This window comes from Brevundimonas sp. FV1ye7S, assembly GCF_058680995.1.
Genome location: NZ_CM178726.1, coordinates 2174676 through 2192180 on the forward strand (window position 1 = coordinate 2174676; position 17505 = coordinate 2192180).

The 17505-nt window shown below is 67.1% G+C and carries 17 protein-coding genes; 9 read left to right on the forward strand and 8 right to left on the reverse strand.

All coding sequences use genetic code 11. The features are described 5' to 3' along the window. Positions 1-6 precede the first annotated feature (6 nt). The 4 genes from ahpC to ACW18C_RS10515 form a co-directional block, all read right to left on the reverse strand. Positions 7-570 carry an alkyl hydroperoxide reductase subunit C gene (ahpC, locus tag ACW18C_RS10500; RefSeq protein WP_008260815.1) on the reverse strand — a complete coding sequence of 188 codons (564 nt, stop codon included), beginning with the start codon at positions 568-570 and terminating at the stop codon, positions 7-9. A 119-nt stretch (positions 571-689) separates the two neighbouring features. Further along, positions 690-1340 (reverse strand): DUF6624 domain-containing protein, encoded by a 651-nt coding sequence (locus ACW18C_RS10505; protein WP_492070811.1) that lies wholly within the window; start codon positions 1338-1340, stop codon positions 690-692. A gap of 89 nt (positions 1341-1429) precedes the next feature. Beyond that, positions 1430-2632, reverse strand: coding sequence for an exo-beta-N-acetylmuramidase NamZ family protein (locus ACW18C_RS10510; protein WP_492070812.1), 1203 nt, complete (start codon positions 2630-2632; stop codon positions 1430-1432). Continuing rightward, on the reverse strand, positions 2629-3147 hold the full coding sequence (locus ACW18C_RS10515; RefSeq protein WP_492070814.1) for a DOMON-like domain-containing protein: 519 nt from the start codon (positions 3145-3147) through the stop codon (positions 2629-2631). The genes ACW18C_RS10510 and ACW18C_RS10515 overlap by 4 nt, the downstream gene beginning before the upstream one ends. Before the next feature lie 198 nt (positions 3148-3345). Between ACW18C_RS10515 and tyrS the strand changes: the two genes are divergently transcribed. The 4 genes from tyrS to ACW18C_RS10535 all read left to right on the forward strand — a co-directional run bounded on the left by tyrS (position 3346) and on the right by ACW18C_RS10535 (position 7050). Next, positions 3346-4599, forward strand: coding sequence for a tyrosine--tRNA ligase (gene tyrS, locus ACW18C_RS10520; protein WP_492070815.1), 1254 nt, complete (start codon positions 3346-3348; stop codon positions 4597-4599). A gap of 138 nt (positions 4600-4737) precedes the next feature. Further along, positions 4738-5205, forward strand: coding sequence for a peroxiredoxin (locus ACW18C_RS10525; RefSeq protein WP_492070816.1), 468 nt, complete (start codon positions 4738-4740; stop codon positions 5203-5205). 158 nt (positions 5206-5363) lie between these two features. Further along, a complete protein-coding gene (locus tag ACW18C_RS10530) occupies positions 5364-6509 on the forward strand; it encodes a peptidoglycan DD-metalloendopeptidase family protein (RefSeq protein WP_492070817.1) in 1146 nt (381 codons plus the stop codon). Next, positions 6493-7050 carry a bactofilin family protein gene (locus ACW18C_RS10535; RefSeq protein ID WP_492070819.1) on the forward strand — a complete coding sequence of 186 codons (558 nt, stop codon included), beginning with the start codon at positions 6493-6495 and terminating at the stop codon, positions 7048-7050. The genes ACW18C_RS10530 and ACW18C_RS10535 overlap by 17 nt, the downstream gene beginning before the upstream one ends. Before the next feature lie 78 nt (positions 7051-7128). Here ACW18C_RS10535 and prfB read toward each other — a convergent pair. Together prfB and ACW18C_RS10545 are read right to left on the reverse strand one after the other, a co-directional pair. Further along, a protein-coding gene (prfB, locus tag ACW18C_RS10540; RefSeq protein WP_492070820.1) for a peptide chain release factor 2 occupies positions 7129-8254 on the reverse strand; the annotation gives its coding sequence in 2 pieces (ribosomal slippage) (positions 7129-8184 and positions 8186-8254; 1125 coding nt in all). Between the two features lie 119 nt (positions 8255-8373). Continuing rightward, positions 8374-10785, reverse strand: a complete 2412-nt coding sequence (locus tag ACW18C_RS10545) for a penicillin-binding protein 1A (protein WP_367118258.1) — start codon at positions 10783-10785, stop codon at positions 8374-8376. A gap of 138 nt (positions 10786-10923) precedes the next feature. Between ACW18C_RS10545 and ACW18C_RS10550 the strand changes: the two genes are divergently transcribed. Genes ACW18C_RS10550 through ACW18C_RS10560 form a run of 3 tightly spaced genes read left to right on the forward strand, consistent with a single transcriptional unit; the run spans position 10924 to position 13083 of the window. Beyond that, a complete protein-coding gene (locus ACW18C_RS10550; RefSeq protein WP_492070822.1) occupies positions 10924-11352 on the forward strand; it encodes an organic hydroperoxide resistance protein in 429 nt (142 codons plus the stop codon). 57 nt (positions 11353-11409) lie between these two features. Beyond that, positions 11410-12414: a cobaltochelatase subunit CobS gene (gene cobS, locus ACW18C_RS10555; protein ID WP_008262747.1), complete on the forward strand. Its 1005-nt coding sequence runs from the start codon at positions 11410-11412 to the stop codon at positions 12412-12414. 6 nt (positions 12415-12420) lie between these two features. Continuing rightward, a complete protein-coding gene (locus ACW18C_RS10560) occupies positions 12421-13083 on the forward strand; it encodes a Shedu anti-phage system protein SduA domain-containing protein (RefSeq protein ID WP_492070825.1) in 663 nt (220 codons plus the stop codon). On the opposite strand, the gene ACW18C_RS10565 is transcribed toward ACW18C_RS10560, so the two are convergent. Together ACW18C_RS10565 and ACW18C_RS10570 are read right to left on the reverse strand one after the other, a co-directional pair. Then, entirely contained in the window at positions 13080-13361 is a 282-nt protein-coding gene (locus tag ACW18C_RS10565; RefSeq protein ID WP_492070826.1) for a HigA family addiction module antitoxin, read from the reverse strand. The genes ACW18C_RS10560 and ACW18C_RS10565 overlap by 4 nt on opposite strands. Before the next feature lie 7 nt (positions 13362-13368). After that, positions 13369-13650: a type II toxin-antitoxin system RelE/ParE family toxin gene (locus ACW18C_RS10570; RefSeq protein WP_008259369.1), complete on the reverse strand. Its 282-nt coding sequence runs from the start codon at positions 13648-13650 to the stop codon at positions 13369-13371. Positions 13651-13753: 103 nt separating this feature from the next. On the opposite strand from ACW18C_RS10570, the gene ACW18C_RS10575 reads away from it, so the two are divergent. Together ACW18C_RS10575 and mutL are read left to right on the forward strand one after the other, a co-directional pair. Then, on the forward strand, positions 13754-15526 hold the full coding sequence (locus tag ACW18C_RS10575) for a response regulator (RefSeq protein ID WP_492070828.1): 1773 nt from the start codon (positions 13754-13756) through the stop codon (positions 15524-15526). 63 nt (positions 15527-15589) lie between these two features. Then, positions 15590-17488 (forward strand): DNA mismatch repair endonuclease MutL, encoded by a 1899-nt coding sequence (mutL, locus tag ACW18C_RS10580; protein WP_492070830.1) that lies wholly within the window; start codon positions 15590-15592, stop codon positions 17486-17488. Positions 17489-17505 lie beyond the last annotated feature (17 nt).

Here is a 17505-nt window from a genome sequence, read left to right on the forward strand (position 1 = left end):
TCAGTCTTAGATCTTGCCGACGAGGTCGAGCGACGGGGCCAGGGTGGCTTCGCCTTCTTCCCACTTGGCCGGGCAGACTTCACCCGGGTGCGAACGCACATATTGCGCGGCCTTGACCTTGCGCAGCAGTTCGGCGGCGTTGCGGCCGATGCCTTCCGAGGTGGTCTCGGTGAACTGGATCACGCCGTCCGGATCGACCAGGAAGGTCGCGCGATCGGCCAGGCCCACGCCCGGACGCATGGCGTCGAAGTTGTTTGTCACCAAGCCCGAGGGGTCGCCCAGCATGGTGTAGGTGATCTTGCCGATGGCCGGCGACGAGTCGTGCCAGGCCTTGTGCGAGAAATGGGTGTCGGTCGACACCGAATAGATCTCGACACCCAGCTTCTGGAACTCGGCGTAGTGGTCGGCCAGGTCTTCCAGCTCGGTCGGGCACACGAAGGTGAAGTCGGCCGGATAGAAGAAGAAGATCGCCCACTTGCCCGCCACATCGGCGTCGGTGACGGTCAGGAACTTGCCGTCCTTGTAGGCCTCGGCCGTGAAGGGTTTGAGGGTCGTGTTGATAAGGGCCATGCAGGGCTTCCATTCCGTTGGGAGGTTGGGGAGGCCCGCTTCCTACCGCACCGCAGCGGATAAGTGTAATCACTTATTTGCAGGTGCGTGATAGATTTTGGTTATGACAAGAACGGACATTAAGTGCAGGGCGGATAGGTTCGGAAATGCGCTTCGTACTCAGCCATTGTGCCGGGGAAATTCATAGCACTGCGTCTTTCATCGACGCGCTCGGGATCCTCCAGCTTGTCCACGACCCAACGACCATCCTTGCACGTCATCTGCGTGCCATAGCGCTGCGGCCGACCCTCATTGATCGCCAAACGGTCATACATCAGGCCATAGCTCTGACCATCGACCTCTCCCTGCGCGACAAGGGGCTCTAGCACCGGAACGAATCGTCGCCAGTTTTCTAAGTCGGAATGCTGAATGATCAGAAAGGCGGCGCCGGCAGCCTGCTCGCCATAGACCGATTTCTTGAACCAGCCCTCAGGGGGGACCATGGTCAGAAGTTCGTCGAGCAACGCCTTATCTACGGCCCCTATGCTTTCCCAAGCCAAGGACTCAGCGGACTGTCGCTCATCCGCAGGCAAGGTGCTGAAGTCCAGAACCGTAAAGACGCGTCTCCCGACCTGATCCAAAGCCCCCATACGTTCGAGCCGCTCGCGGTCTGAAGTTGGGGGAGGCAAATCAGCCTGTCGCGCCTTCTCGACAGCGATAGCCTCGGCGACTGGCGCAACAAAGGCTCTTGCCTCGGCGCTCACCTCGGTCGGCGCGTGCTGAACCAGCATCGCCGCAGCCAAGATCAAACCAATCTTAGCGCCCCTCCACAACCGAAAGAGGAAATGATCGCGCCTTCATGGCGAAGTTTAGGCGAAGTTCAATACAGCAGGAACCCCCGCCGCGCCTCTTCCCACCCCGCCTCATCCGGCCGCGTCGCCGCATCCAGATCCCCCGGCCCCGCCGCCGCGTCATCCACCCATTCCCGCAAGCCCGGTCCGCCGTTGATCACATCGATGGGCAGTTTTCCGAACGCATACTCGTACGGGAAATCCCGCCACAGATCGTAGTCGGGGTACAACCGCCGGATCGCCTTGAACCCCAGGGCCTGCACGCGCCACGGCTTGAAGGCGGCATGGTCATAGCCGGGGTGATCGACATGGATCTGCACCCCGCTGCACAGCTGGCCGACGTGCTTATGGAAGGTCGGCTCGAACCACATGTCGCGTAAGGTACAGCCGCCCAGCCACTCCGGCGCCAGAGCGTGCATCTCGGCGATCACCGCCCGCGCATCAATGTCCGGCGCCCCGAACAGCTCCAGCGGCCGGGTCGTGCCCCGGCCTTCCGACAGGGTGGCCCCCTCCAGCATCACCGTGCCGGCGTAGCAGCGCGCCATGCTCAGGTTCGGCGCATTGGGGCTGGGATTGACCCAGGCCCGCTCGCCCAGCGGCCAGCCGAAGCCCGGCCCCGCCTCCGGCGCCCAGCCCTGCATCTCCACCACCCGGTAATCCACATCCAGCTTGAACTGGTCGATGAACCACAGGCCCAGTTCGCCCATCGTCATCCCGTGCCGCATCGGCATCGGCGCGGCCCCGACGAAACTCTCCCAGCCGGGCTTCAGCGTCTGCCCCTCGACCGGCCGCCCCGCCGGATTGGGCCGGTCCAGCACCCAGACCGACTTGCCGTGTTTCGCCGCCGCCTCCAGCACGTACAGAAGCGTCGTCACATAGGTGTAGATGCGGCAGCCTAGGTCCTGCAGGTCGATCAGGACGACGTCGAACGTCTCCATCCACTCGTCCCTGGGCCGCCGCACCTCGCCGTACAGGCTGAAGACCGGGAAGCCGTGCACCGGATCGCGATAATCCGGGCTCTCCATCATATTGTCCTGAAGATCGCCCTTCATCCCATGCTGCGGTCCGAAGGCGGCGGTCAGATTGATCTCGGGACAGGCGGCCAGCGCCTCCACCGCATGACCCAGATCCTTCGTCACCGAGGCCGGATGCGCCAGCAACGCCACGCGCCGCCCCTTCAACTGGGCCTTCAGGGCGTCGTCGGACAGCAGGCGGTCGAGACCGAAATTCATGGCAGTTCCAGCGCGAACGAGTCGGGATGATGAAAGTCCGGCTTATCCGATGGATGCGCCAGGGCCCAATAGGCGATCGCCCCGTCCAGCCCCCCGTCCAGCCTCTCGACCACAGCCGTCAGCCCGACCGCGTCCGTCGCATCCTCCGGCAGGTCCACATCGACCGTCAGCCCAAACCGCCCGGGCGCCATGCGCGTGACGATGAAGGGCGGCGCGATCTCCAGCGCTCGCATTCCCTCGCGATAGCCGTCGAACCGATAGGCCGCCCAGGCCCCCGACGGCGACAGATTATATTCGACATAGCCGTCCGCCGTCCGCACGAAGGCCTCGAAACAGGTCGTCCGCCACAGCTCGTCCGTTCTGGCCCGCGCCGCCGCCTGCGGCCAGCGCACCATTTCAACCGGCCCGGCCACGACATATTCGAGGCTCAACACCCGCCCCGCCCGCCGCGCCTCGACCTCCGGCGTCAGCCCGGCGGGGGAACAGGTCGGGTGCGGGATCAGGGGCAGACGCATTGGTCCTTCGTAGCGAAGGCTTGACGCCGGTCAACGCTGCGCCTTATCCAGAACCCATGTTCGCCGCCCGCGCCATCGCCGGCCTGTATTACCGCCCGCTGTAAGCGAGCGGCCCGCGAACACGCGCCGCCTTCGCTGGCGACGCGCTCTTCGGAAATGGAAGACGACCGCCGGCATCCCTGCTAACGGAGCCCCGCCATGACCGAACACGCCTTCAAATCCGACTTCCTCCGCACCCTCCAGGCGCGCGGCTACATCCATCAGATCACCCATCCGGTCGAGCTGGATGCGGCGGCGGCCGACGGCGTGGTCGCCGGCTACATCGGCTTCGACGCCACCGCCCCGTCGCTGCACGTGGGCAGCCTGATCCAGATCATGATGCTGCGCCGGCTCCAGCAGGCCGGCGGCAAGCCCATCGTCCTGATGGGCGGCGGCACCACCAAGGTCGGCGACCCGACCGGCAAGGACACGTCGCGCCCCCAGCTGACCGAAGAGACGATCCAGTCGAACATCGACTCGATCCAGACGGTCTTCGCCAAATTCCTGACCTTCGGCGACGGCCCGACCGACGCCGTCATGGTCAATAACGACGACTGGCTGTCGGGCTACGGCTACATCCAGTTCTTGCGCGACTTCGGCACCCATTTCACCGTCAACCGGATGCTGAGCTTCGACTCGGTCAAGCTGCGCCTCGAGCGCGAGCAGCCGATGACCTTCCTCGAGTTCAACTACATGCTGATGCAGTCGGTGGACTTTCTGGAGCTGAACCGCGCCCTGAAGGTGACCTTGCAGATGGGCGGGTCGGACCAGTGGGGTAATATCACCTCGGGCGTCGATCTGGTCCGCCGCGTGGACCAGAAGGCCGCCTTCGGCCTGACCACCCCGCTGCTGACCACGGCCTCGGGCGGCAAGATGGGCAAGACCGCCCAGGGCGCCGTCTGGCTGAACGCCGAACAGCTGAGCCCCTATGACTACTGGCAGTTCTGGCGCAACGCCGAGGACGCCGATGTCGGCCGCTTCATGCGCCTGTTCACGGACCTGAGCCTGGAGCAGATCGCCGAATACGAGGCCCTTGAAGGCGCCGCCATCAACGACGCCAAGAAGGCCCTCGCCGACGCCGCCACCACCCTGCTGCATGGCGCCGAGGAAGCCGCCAAGGCCCGCGCCGCCGCCGAGACCGCCTTCGAAAAGGGTCAGGTCTCCGCCGATCTGCCGACCGTCGAACTGCCGGTGGTCGAGGTTTACGGCGCCATGATCGCCGCCGTCGTGACCAAGGCCGGCCTGACCGCCTCGAACGGCGAGGCGCGCCGCCTGGCCCAGGGCGGCGGCCTGCGCCTCAACGACGCCGCCGTGTCCGACGGCGCCCAACTGCTGACCGAGGCCGACCTCAAGGACGGCGTCATCAAGCTGGCGGCGGGCAAGAAGAAGATCGTGCTCGTTCGCCCGATTTGATTTCCGCTCATCCCGGCGAGGCTCGGGCCCCAGGGCTTCGCAAGCTTCGCCGGACTAGGCGTCCGCTGCGCCTGATCCGACGTATTGTCGCGCGACAGAACCAGCCCCGGCTTTCGCCGGACCCATTCGGAGTATGAAATGTCCGCTGCCGAAGGCCAGCCCGCCCCCGCCCTAGACCTGCCGACCGACAACGGCGGCCAAGTCTCCCTCATTGCCCTGAAGGGCAAGCCTGCGGTCGTCTATTTCTATCCCAAGGACGACACGACCGGCTGCACCCGCGAGGCCCAGGACTTCACCGCCCTGGCGCCCGACTTCGCCGCCCTGGGCGTTCCCGTCATCGGCGTGTCCAAGGACACGGTGAAGAAGCACGATCGGTTCAAGGCCAAGTACGACCTCGCCGTCGTCCTGGCCTCGGACGAGGACGGCGCGGCTTGCGAGGCCTGGGGCGTCTGGGTGCAGAAGAAGCTCTACGGCCGCGAATATATGGGCATAGAGCGCGCCACCTTCCTGATCGACGCCGACGGCCGGGTCGTCCGGGCCTGGCGGAACGTCAAGGTCGCCGACCACGCCGCCGCGGTTCTGGAGGCCGCCCGTTCATTGGGTTGAATTCCGATTCTGAGTTTCGCCAAATGCGAGAATCTCAATCAACAATCGCGTGATGAGGCGGCAAAACGGCATCAATCGTGGTTAACAGGGCATGAACAGTCTTGCCCGTGTCATCGTTGCACCGGATAAACCTCACCTCGACGTGGGGGCGTTGCGTAATGACCGTGCAAGAACAGTCGCCGGAATCATCTTGGTTCGAACGTTTTTTGCCCGTTCGATACCTTTACCTGCGCAGCCGTGACGATATCCGGGCCTATGCCCTGACCGCGCAGAGACAGCTGGTTCTGGGCACCGTCGCCGTGGCCGTCGTCCTCTGGTCCCTGGTGGCCTCCGGCGCCTTCCTGTTCGACCTCATCGCCCAGCACCGCTCCGACGCCGAGGTCGTGCGCGCGCGCGCCGCGTCGGAACGTCTGAACGCCGACCTTCAGGCCCGGCTGGAAAGCGCGGTGGTCCGCATGTCCGCCGCCAACGGCTCGCTGGAACAGACCGCCGCCATGATCGAACGGCGCCACGCCGCCCTGACCACGGTGATGACCGACTTCCATGGCGTAGAGGGAGCCCAGCGCGCCCTCGCGCCCGCCGCCATCCCCGACAGCGCCAGCCCGATCCAGCGGATCCTGGCCGTGCGGCTGGATCAGGAGCGGCTGCTGGACCGGGCCGAAGACTTCGCCCAGACCCGGGCCGAACGCCTGCGCCTCGCCTTCCGTCTGGCGGGTCTGAACCCCGCCGCCTATGTCGCCGCGTCCGAGCCCCTGGGCGGCCCCCTGGTCGAGGCGCGCGACCCGCGCGCCCTGGCCGCCATCCTGGACGTGGACGAGCCCTTCGCCGTCCGCATCCGCCACGCCGCCACCAACCTGAACGAGATGCGGGCCTTGACCGACGCCGCGGGGGGCCTGCCGTTCAAACGCCCGACACAGGCCCGCACCACCTCGGGCTTCGGCGTCCGCTTCGATCCGTTCAACGGCCGGCCCGCCGTCCACCAGGGCCAGGACTTCGCCGCTCCCCTGAACACGCCCATCTACGCCACGGCCCCGGGCGTGGTCGCCTACGCCGGCGTCCGTTCAGGCTATGGCAATACTGTAGAGCTAGACCATGGTCGCGGTTTCAAGACGCGTTACGCCCATCTCAACACCCTGGGGGTTCAGCCCGGCCAGTCGGTCGCGCTCGGCCAACGTATCGGTGGGATGGGCACGACGGGCCGCTCCACCGGCGTCCACCTCCATTACGAAGTCTGGCTGAACGGCCGACCCCAGAACCCCGCACGCTTCCTCAGAGCAGGAGACCAACTTGTTCAACAAAATTAGCAAACCCTCGAGCCCGACCCCGGCGGCTCGCCCGACCGCTCCGGTCATCCCGCCGCTGCCGGACATGCCCGCCGCGCCGCGCGCCGGCGGCGGCGCCCCTTCGGCCGTGCCGACCGGCCGCGGTCTGTCGACCCTGTCGTCCGACCTGGTGTTCGAAGGCAATGTCTCGGGCGCCGGCGATCTGCAGATCGACGGCCAGGTGAAGGGCGACGTCCGCGTCGGCCGCCTGATCGTCGGCGAGACCGGCGCCGTCGAAGGCAATGTTCAGGCCGACTATGTCGAGGTGCGCGGCCGGGTCGTCGGCGGCGTCCAGGGCAAGCAGGTCAAACTGGTCGCCACCGCCTATGTGGACGGCGACATCACGGCCGAACAGCTGTCGATCGACGTCGGCGCCTTCTTCCAGGGCCGCGTCGCCCAGGGCCAGCGTCAGGCGCCCGCCCCCGCCGCCGTGACCCCGGTCGCGCCGGTCGTGCAGGCGGCGGCCCCTCTCGCTCCGAAGCCGGAAACCGCTCCGGTCGTCCAGGGGAAGGAAACGGTCTGACCCCGAGGCCCTGAAGTCAAAAGGGCGGCCCGGTGTCCGGGCCGCCCTTTTTCTTGTCCGCGGTCGTCCCGGCGCCGATCAGGCGTCCGCGCTGGAGCCGCGCGTCTCGCCGACCCGCGCCGCCAGGGCCGCGCCCATGAAGGCGTCCAGATCGCCGTCCAGCACCCCTTGGGTGTCCGAGGTCTCGACCTCGGTCCTCAGGTCCTTCACCATCTGATACGGCTGCAGCACATAGGATCGGATCTGGTGGCCCCAGCCGATGTCCGTCTTGGCGTCCGCCAGGGCCTGGGCCACGGCTTCGCGCTTCTGCAGTTCCAACTCATACAGCCGCGCCCGCAGCATCTTCCACGCCTGTTCGCGGTTCTGGTGCTGCGACCGGCCGGCCTGGCAGGCCACGACGGTGTTGGTCGGAACGTGGGTCAGACGCACGGCCGAGTCCGTCTTGTTGATGTGCTGGCCGCCCGCGCCCGAGGCGCGATAGGTGTCGGTGCGCACGTCCGATGGATTGATGTCGATCTCGATGGCGTCGTCCACCACCGGCGAGACGCCGATGGAGGCGAAGCTGGTGTGCCGTTTGGCCGCCGCGTCATAGGGGCTGATGCGCACCAGGCGATGCACCCCTGATTCCGACTTCAGCCAGCCGTAGGCGTTCGGCCCGGAGATCAGGATGGTGGCCGACTTGACCCCCGCCTGTTCGCCCTCTTCGTGGGCCTCGATCGTGACCTCGTACCCATGCGCCTTGGCCCAGCGGGAATACATCCGCAGCAGCATGCTGGCCCAGTCGTTCGACTCCGTGCCGCCGGCGCCGGAGTTGACTTCCAGATAGGCGTCGTTGCCGTCGGCCTCGCCGGACAGCAGGGCTTCCAGCTCGGCCCGGGCGGCGCGGTCCTTGATGCCCCGCAGCAGGACGCGCGCCTCTTCCAGCGTGCCCTCGTCGCCTTCCTCGTCCGCCATCTCGGCCAGCATCACCCCGTCCTCGAGATCCTGCTCCATCGCCTTGACGGTGTTGATCTTGGCTTCCAGCTGCGAACGATCGCGGCTGACGGCCTGGGCTTCTTCGGGCTTGTCCCACAGGGTCGGATCCTCGACCCGCGCGTTCAGCTCATCGAGCTTTCTTAGAGCGACATCCCAGTCAAAGACGCCTCCTGAGCAGAGCGACGCTCTGCTCGATGTCGGCCTTCATGGCCTCGACATCCGGTCTCATCGCAATCTCCAGCGACACAGGGCCCTCAGACAGCAAGGCTCGCGGCCATGCAAAAGGGCAGGATTAAAGGAAAACGGCGCGCCACGAGGACGCGCCGTTCGAAAGGCCTACCTAGAGCCTCAATACAATCCGCTCAAGTCCTCGGCCGGCGCCTTCTTCGGCGGAGGGGCGGCGGCGGGCGGCGGTGGCGCTGCGGCTGCGGCGGCGGCTGCCTCCTGCTCGCGGCGGATCACCTCATAATAGTTCTGGGGCCCGACGGGCTGGGTCGGGGCCTGGACCGGCCGCGGGGCCTGACGTTCCGTACCCGGACGGAATGCCTCTTCGATGCCGTTCACCATGCGGAAGACGGCGTTCTTGGGCCGCACGAAGGGCCGCGCCGGCCGTTCCTTCAGCGCCGTCTGCATGAATTCGGTGAACACCGGCACGGCGGCCGAGGCGCCCGCCTCGCCCGACCCCAGCGACCGGTTGTCGTCGAAGCCGATGAAGACGCCCACCACGATGTCGGTGGTGAAGCCGACGAACCAGGCCGACCGATATTCATTGGTCGTGCCGGTCTTGCCCGCCACCCAGCGGCCCAGGCCGCGCGCGCTGGCGGCCGTGCCCCGCTGGACCACGCCTTCCAGCATCGAACTCATCTGATAGGCGGTGATTGGATCGATGACCTGGGTTCCGCGCGGTTGAAGGCGCGGCGATTCCTGACCGGAGAAGCCCCGGGAGCAGTCGCGGCAGCTGCGGGTGTCGGCGCGGAAGATGGTCTCGCCGTCGCGATCTTGGACATAGTCGATCAGATAGGGGGTGACCCGCCGCCCGCCGTTGGCGAAGGCGGAATAGGCGGCCGTGATCTCCAGCGGCGTCACCTCGCCGGCGCCCAGCGACACCGACAGGTTGGGCGTCAGGCCGGGGATGCCCATCCGGGCCGACTGATCGACGATCTTCTTCATGCCCACCGACTGGGCCAGCCGCACCGTCATGACGTTCCGGGACAGCTCCAGCCCGCGCCGCAGGCTCTGGGGCCCATAGTATTCGCGGCTGTAGTTCTCCGGCGTCCAGCGCTGGCCGTTGGCCCCGCCCGCGAAGCTGATCGGCGCGTCCAGCACGATGGAGGCCGGGGTGAAGTCGCCTTCCAGGGCGGTCGCATAGACGAAGGGCTTGAAGGCTGAACCCGGCTGGCGCCGCGCCTGGGTCGCCCGGTTGAAGCTGGACAGGGCGTAGGAATAGCCCCCCACCATCGCCAGCACCCGGCCCGACTGGGGCTCGATCGCCACCAGGGCGCCGTTGACGCGCGGCACCTGTTTCAGGGCGTACTGACCGCCCTTCCGCTCGACGAAGATCAGTTCGCCGCGCCGCAGTTGCTTGTTGGCGTTGGCCCAGGCGGCGTCGGCGGCGATCAGGGTTCCGGTCTCGTCATCCTTGGCGGTGCGGATGCGGACGGTGTTTCCGCTGACGCTCTCGATGGCGGCGGCCTGCCAGGTGCGGCGTTCGGGCGGCGCCTGTTCCTTCAGGGCGGCGGCCTGCCATCCCTCGGCGAAGTCCGTCGTGCCCCAGCCCCCGCGCCAGCCGTGGCGACGGTCATAATTCTCCAGCCCCTGCATCAGGGCCTGCCGCGCCGCCGTCTGCAGCGTCGGATCCAGGGTGGTGCGCATATAGAAGCCGCCGGCGCGCAGCTGCGCCCCGAAGTCCGGATTGGCGGCGGCCTGGCGCCGCGCCTCTTCCACGAAGAAGTCGGCGTCCTTGTACTCTGACCGTTGCGGCGCATCGCGCGTGACCAGCGGCCGGGCGCGCGCCTCGACCAGCTGGGCCTCGGTCAGCCAGCCGCTCTGCTCCATCTCGCCCAGCACCCAGTCCCGCCGGCCCTTGGCCGCGCCGGGGTGGCGTTTGGGGTGGTAGTTGTTCGGTCCCTTGGGCAGGGAGGCCAGGAAGGCCGCCTCGTCCGGCGTCAGCTGCGCCAGCGACTTGCCGAAATAGTTGTAGGCCGCCGAGGCGATGCCGAACGAGCGATAGCCCAGGAAAATCTCGTTCAGATACAGGTTGAGGATCTGCTCCTTGGACAGGGTCGCCTCCAGGCGATTGGCCAGGATGGCTTCCTTCAGCTTGCGGTTCAGGCTCGATTCGTTGGTCAGCAGGACGTTCTTGGCCACCTGCTGGGTGATGGTCGATCCGCCCTCCAGCCGGCGCCCCTGCACCAGGTTGAAGATGTTCTTGATCGAGGCCCGGCCGATGCCGCCCACGTCGATCCCGCCGTGCTGGAAGAAGTTGCGGTCTTCCGCAGCCAGGAAGGCCTGCACCACGGTCAGGGGAATCTGGTCATAGGACACATAGATTCGGCGCTCGTCCGAGAATTCGCCGATCAGGGTGCCGTCGCCGGCATAGACCCGCGTCGCCGTCGGCGGCCGATAGTCGGCCAGCTCGGACGCGTCCGGCAGGTCGTGAAACAGCCACGCCGCATAGACGGCGACGACCAACCCCGCCAGGGCGATGCCGCCCAGCAGAACCATGCCCGCCCATACGAACCAGCGTTCGGCAATCTTCACTGCGTACTCCGACGACGCGCCCCGAAAGGGTGCTTTAGACCGCGTCGCCCCCTAAAGGCTAGGGCGCGGATGCAACGCCCCCTTACCGTCTCCCGTTAACCCCCCATCTGAAGCCTTCCCAACCCCCAGGAGCCCACCATGGAAGTTCTGTATCGCGCCCAGGCCACCGCCTCCGGCGGCGGCCGCGAGGACGGCCGCTCGGCCACCGACGACGGCAAGATCGACGTCAAACTGTCCACCCCCAAGGAAATGGGCGGCAAGGGCGGCGACGGCACCAATCCCGAACAGCTGTTCGCCACCGGCTACGCCGCCTGCTACCTCGGCGCCCTGCGTCTGGTCAGCGGCAAGGCCGGAACCCCGGTCGGCCCGGACACCAAGATCACCGCCGGTATCGGCTTCGGCAAGAATACGCGCGGCGAGGGCTTCAACCTCGACGTCGAACTGACCGTCACCGACCATGGCCTGGACCAGGCGGTCATCGACGACCTGATCGAGAAAGCCCACCAGGTCTGTCCCTATTCCAACGCCACGCGCGGCAACGTCGATGTGCGTCTCAGCGCGAAATAACCGCATGAAGGGCCGCGCGCGTGTTGAGCCGCGCGCGCGGCGCCTCTAGATGGAGGCATGACCTCCCCGCTCGACGCCACTCCCGACCCCCTGCTGACGCTCGAACCCGCCCGCCGCGTGACCCTGCGCGAGGCCTTCGGCGTGGACAGCGACATGACCGTGCCCGCCTTCGCCGAGCGCGACAGCCATGTGCCCGAGATCGACGAGGCCTATCGTTTCGACCCGCAGACGACGATCGCCATCTGCGCCGGCTTCGCCTTCGACCGCCGCGTCATGGTCCAAGGCTATCACGGCACGGGCAAGTCGACCCATATCGAACAGGTCGCGGCCCGCCTGAACTGGCCCCTGGTGCGCGTGAACCTGGACAGCCATGTCAGCCGGATCGACCTGATCGGCAAGGACGCCATCGTCCTGAAGGACGGCAAGCAGATCACCGAATTCCGCGAAGGCATCCTGCCCTGGGCGCTGCAACGCCCCGTCGCCCTGGTGTTCGACGAATATGACGCCGGCCGCCCCGACGTGATGTTCGTGATCCAGCGCGTGCTTGAGGCCCAGGGCCGCCTGACCCTGCTGGACCAGAACCGCGTCATCCGCCCCAACAAGCATTTCCGCCTGTTCGCCACGACCAACACCATCGGTCTGGGCGACACCACGGGCCTGTATCACGGCGCGCAACAGATCAATCAGGCCCAGCTGGACCGCTGGAACATCGTCACGACGCTGAACTACCTCGACCACGACGTCGAGGCCGAGATCGTCGCCGCCAAGGTGCCCGAGTGGAAGGACGCCGAGGGCCGCCGCCGCATCGCCGCCATGGTCCGCGTCGCCGACATGACCCGCAACGCCTTCATGAACGGCGACATCTCCACCGTCATGTCGCCCCGCACCGTCATCACCTGGGCCCAGAACGCCATCATCTTCGGCGGCGACCTGGCGCTCAGCTTCCGCCTGACCTTCCTGAACAAGTGCGACGAACTGGAACGCCCCACCATCGCCGAGTTCTACCAGCGGGCCTTCGGCGAAGACCTGCCCGAGGCGGCCACGCGGGTGAAGGTGGGCTAAACGGCAGTGGGCAAGCCCTACTACGAGCTGCACGAAGATCTTGAGCCGTTTGCCTCATCGCACTCGGACGCGAAGCTCACCGATATTGAGAAGTTTTTCGACCTTTTGGCGTCGGGGCCGAAAGAGCGCGACTGCCAAAAATTTATCGAAGAGCACCCTGCGCTAATAGCAGCCTATGGGCGCAGCGGTCATGGCGAGTGGGTGATCCCGCAAAAACGGCTCGGCTCAGAATTCATACCCGATTTTGTCCAAGGTCACGCTCATTCCGGGGGCTATCAGTGGGCCTTATGGGAACTGGAGTGTCCGTCAGACGTGCCATTCAATCGTGACGGCACGTTCTCAAAGTCCCTTCGCGAGGCAATCGATCAAATCGAGCGCTGGCGCGGCTGGTTAGAGTCAAATCTTGATTACGCGCGCCGACCTCGTTCTCAAAATGGTCTGGCGCTGTTCGACATCTCTCCGAGAGCATCGGCGATCATCGTAATCGGGCGCAGGATACAATTTCCTCCGCATTATAATCGCCTGCGTGAACGCCTGCGATTTGACAAGCATATCGAAGTAATGAGCTACGACCGCTTTATTGAAGCGCCAAAACGCCAAGCGGAGTTCTGGGATCGTGATGGTGGCCTCGCGGTAATTCCATTTTATCCAGAGGACGAAAATCTCTAAGCCGCCCTCGGCCTGATCATCTCCAGCGCATCGCCCATCTTCGCCCGCTGCATCCGCAGGTCGTAGCTCTTCTGCAGGTTTAGGAAGAACCCCTCGCTCACTCCCCAGTAGCGGGCCATGCGCAGGTCGGTGTCGGCGGTGATGGCGCGTTTGCCCAGGACGATCTCGTTGATCCGGCGCGGCGGCACCCCAATGGCCTTGGCCAGCGCAGTCTGGCTCAAACCCGCGGGAAGGATGAACTCCTCCAGCAGGATTTCACCCGGCGTCACCGGTTCCATCAGTTCCTCAGTGGTAGTCGCAGATTTCGACATCTTCGGCGCCTCCGTCTGTCCAGCGGAAACAGATCCGCCACTGCTGATTGATCCGTATCGAATGCTGTCCCTTCCGGTCGCCTGACAAGGCCTCCAGCCGGTTTCCCGGCGGCGATCTCAGGTCGTCCAGCCGCGAGGCCGCATCGATCAGCTCCAGCTTCCGCTGCGCCGCGCGTCGGATATCCGGCGGCAGTCGCCGTATGGCGACGCCGTTCCAGAAGCGCTCCGTCTCGCGATCACGGAAACTGCGGATCATGGCGGCAGCATAACGTACGGCGTTATGCCGATCAATCAAGCACGATTGAGGCCTCGTTAAGCTCCCTCGCGTAAGGCCACGCTTGAAGCGGGGACTTGGCGTAGTGGCCGACAGTACAGATTACCTAAAAGCCTATGCCGACCGTTACCGGGACATGTTCCCGGTGCGGCTGGTCACTATCGCCGCGATCGTGATCGTGGGCTGGTGGGTGATCGGCTGGGGTTGGGCGACCAATTTCGCGGTCTTCCAGTTCGGCCTCTACCTGGTGCTCTGGAACGTCGTCCAGACCGCTCGCGCTCGCCCCCGCGCCCCGGGGGCCGAGCGACGTTTCAGGCTCAGCACCGAGGCCGTCACCCTCGGCCTCTCCACGCACAACGCCCTGTTCATTCTCGCGGTCTGGCATTCCCAGCCCCACTATCTCGACTATCTGCGCCTGCTGCTGGCCGGCAATCTGATGGTCGGCGCCCTTCAGGTGCACATCAGCCGGCGCAGTTTCGCCGCAGCCGTCGTCCCGCCGTCCATCGCGGCCATGATCCTCGCCTCCAACCAGCCCCAGGCGACCACGGGGATCAAGGTCGCCGTCGGCGTGTTCGTCCTGGGGGTCATCGCCGCCTCCTGGCGCCAATGGCGCAGCGATCGCCAGACGGTCGAACTGATGGTGGCCCTGACCGAACGCTCGCGCGAACTTCAGACCGCCCTGGCCCAGGCCGAGACCGACCGCGCCGCCGCCGAACGGGCCAACAAGGCCAAGTCCCGCTTCCTGGCCATGATCAGCCACGAGGTCCGCACCCCCCTGAACGTCATCCTGGGCCTGACCGAGGTGCTGCGCGGCCGCCGTCGCCCCAAGGCCGAGGCCGCCGTGATCGACGACATGGCCAACGCCGGCGGCATGCTGCTGCGCCTGCTGAACGGCGCCCTGGACATCTCCAAGATCGAGTCCGGCGAGGTCGATCTGCGCCTCGCCCCGGTCGATCTGGGCGAGCGGCTGGACGCCATCGCGCGCGTCTGGCGATCCCGCGTGGACGAACTGGGCCTGAGCCTGAAGATCGAGCTTCAGGGCGCGCGCGAGCATTTCGTCGTGATGACGGACGAGGGTCGGGTCGAGCAGGTCCTGATCAACTATCTGTCCAATGCGCTGAAGCTGACGCCGGCCGGGACCATCTGCATCCGGATACGCGCCCTGCCCGCCGCCGACGGCCGCATCGACCTGGATTTCGAGGTTCACGACCAGGGCCCCGGCGTGCCCGAGGATCAGCGCGAACGCATCTTCCTGCCGTTCGAACAACTGGACGCCGGCCGCGCGGCGGGCGGCGCCGGCCTGGGTCTGGCCCTGTGTCGCGCCAGCGTCCAGGCCCTGGGCGGCGCCCTCGGCGTGCGGGCGGCCCAGCCCCGGGGCGCGGTCTTCTGGTTCCGCTTCACGGCGGAGCGGGCGACGCTTTCGACCGCCGCCGTCCAGCCCCACGCCCCGAACGCCTCGGTCGCCGCCCCGCGCGCGCCCCGCGTCCTGGCCGCCGAGGATCATGCGGCGAACCGCAAGCTGCTGGCCCTGCTGTTCCAGTCCTTCGGCCTGGACCTGGTGCTGGTCGAGAACGGGCGCGAGGCGGTCGAGGCCCTGCGCGCGACGCCCTTCGATCTGGTCCTGATGGATGTGATGATGCCGGTCATGGACGGGGTCGAGGCCCTGACGGCGATCCGCGCCGAGGAGGCCGCCACCGGCCGCCCCCGCACGGCGATCCAGATGCTGACCGCCAATGTGTTCGACGAGGACGTGGCCCGCTATATGGCGGCCGGCGCCGACGGCGTTCTGCGCAAGCCCATCGAGATCGCCGCCCTCCAGGCCGTTCTCTCGGCCGCCCCCCAGCACGCCGACGCCTGACGGGGCCGCGTCCCCACACGCCGTCGTGGCGCGAATCCCTTCGCCGCCCTATCTTGGGTGAACATGCCCATCCGCCGCCTCTCCCCCGAAACCGTCAACCGCATCGCCGCCGGCGAGGTGGTCGAGCGGCCGGCCAGCGCCATCAAGGAACTGGTCGAGAACGCCCTGGACGCGGGCGGCCGCAATATCGAGATCCAGGCCGACGGCGGCGGCCTGTCGCGCATCCTGATCGCCGACGACGGCAAGGGCATCCCGCGCGACGAACTGCCCCTGGCCGTCGAACGCCACGCCACCTCCAAGCTGGAGCCCGACGACGCCGGCGACGTGGACCTGTTGCGCATCCACACCCTGGGCTTCCGGGGCGAGGCCCTGCCCTCCATCGGCTCGGTCGCCCGCCTGTCGATCACCACCCGGTCGCGTGACGAGACCGAGGCCTGGGTCATCCAGGTCGAGGGCGGCGCGACCCGCCCCCTGGCCCCCGCCCCCTTCCCCGGCCCCCACGGCGCGCGGGTCGAGGTGCGCGACCTTTTCTACGCCACCCCCGCCCGGCTCAAGTTCATGAAGTCCGAACGGGCCGAGGCCATGGCCATTTCGGAAGAGATCAAACGCCAGGCCATGGCGCACGAGGCCGTGGCCTTCACCCTGTCGCTGGACGGCAAGGTCGCCCTGCGCCTGCCCGCCGAACACCCCGGCGACGAAGGCCGGCTGAAACGGCTGTCGGCCCTGCTGGGCCGCGACTTCGAGGCCAACGCCCTGCTGATCGATCAGGCGCGGGACGGGGTGCGCCTGTCGGGCTACGCCGGGCTGCCCACCTATTCGCGCGGCAATGCGGCGCATCAGTATCTGTTCGTCAACGGCCGCCCGGTGAAGGACCGGCTGCTGCAAGGGGCCCTGCGCGGCGCCTATGCCGACTTCCTGGCGCGAGACCGGCACCCGGCCGCGGTCCTGTTCCTGGACATCGACCCGCTGTACGTGGACGTCAACGTCCACCCCGCCAAGGCCGAGGTCCGGTTCCGCGACCCGGCCCTGGTGCGCGGCCTGATCGTCGGCGCCCTGCGCCACGCCCTCCACGCCGCCGGCCACCGCGCCTCCACCACCGTCGCCGCCGACGCCCTATCCAGTTTCCAGGCAGGCTTCCAGCCCCACACCGGCGTCTCCACCGGACCGGCCTACAGCCCCAGTTCCCCGTCAGCCCAGGGCTTCAGCGGCTGGACCGGCTGGTCCCAGCCCGCCGCCGCCGCGCAAGTCCTGCCCGGCCTCCACGAACGCAGCGCCCGCGTCGAACCGAGCTGGGACGGCCCCGCCTGGCCTCAGCACCCCGCCCAAGACAGCGACCTCGCCACTCGACACTCGACACTCGACACTCCCCTAGACCCCCTCGACTACCCCCTGGGCGCCGCGCGGGGCCAACTGCACGCCAACTATATCGTGGCCCAGACCCGCGACGGCCTGGTCATCGTCGATCAGCACGCCGCCCACGAGCGGCTGGTCTATGAGCGGATGAAGGCCCAGATGGCCGAGGGGTCCGTGACCCGCCAGGCCCTGCTGACGCCCGAGGTGGTCGATCTGGACCCGGCCGAGGCCGAACGCGTCGCCTCGCGCGCCGAGGAACTGGCCGAGATGGGCCTGATCGTCGAGGCCTTCGGCGCGGGCGCCGTCCTGGTGCGCGAAACCCCGGCCATGCTGGGCGACACGGACGTCCAGGGCCTGATCCGCGACATCGCCGACGACCTGGCCGAACACGGCGCCGCCCTGTCGCTGAAGGAACGGATGGCCGAGGTCTGCGGCACCATGGCCTGCCACGGCAGCGTCCGCTCCGGCCGCATCCTCACCGCCCCCGAAATGAACGCCCTGCTCCGCCAGATGGAAGCCACCCCGCATTCGGGCCAGTGCAACCACGGGCGGCCGACCTATGTGGAGCTGAAGCTGCACGATCTGGAGAAGCTGTTCGGGAGACGGTGATGAAGAATTATTCCTCC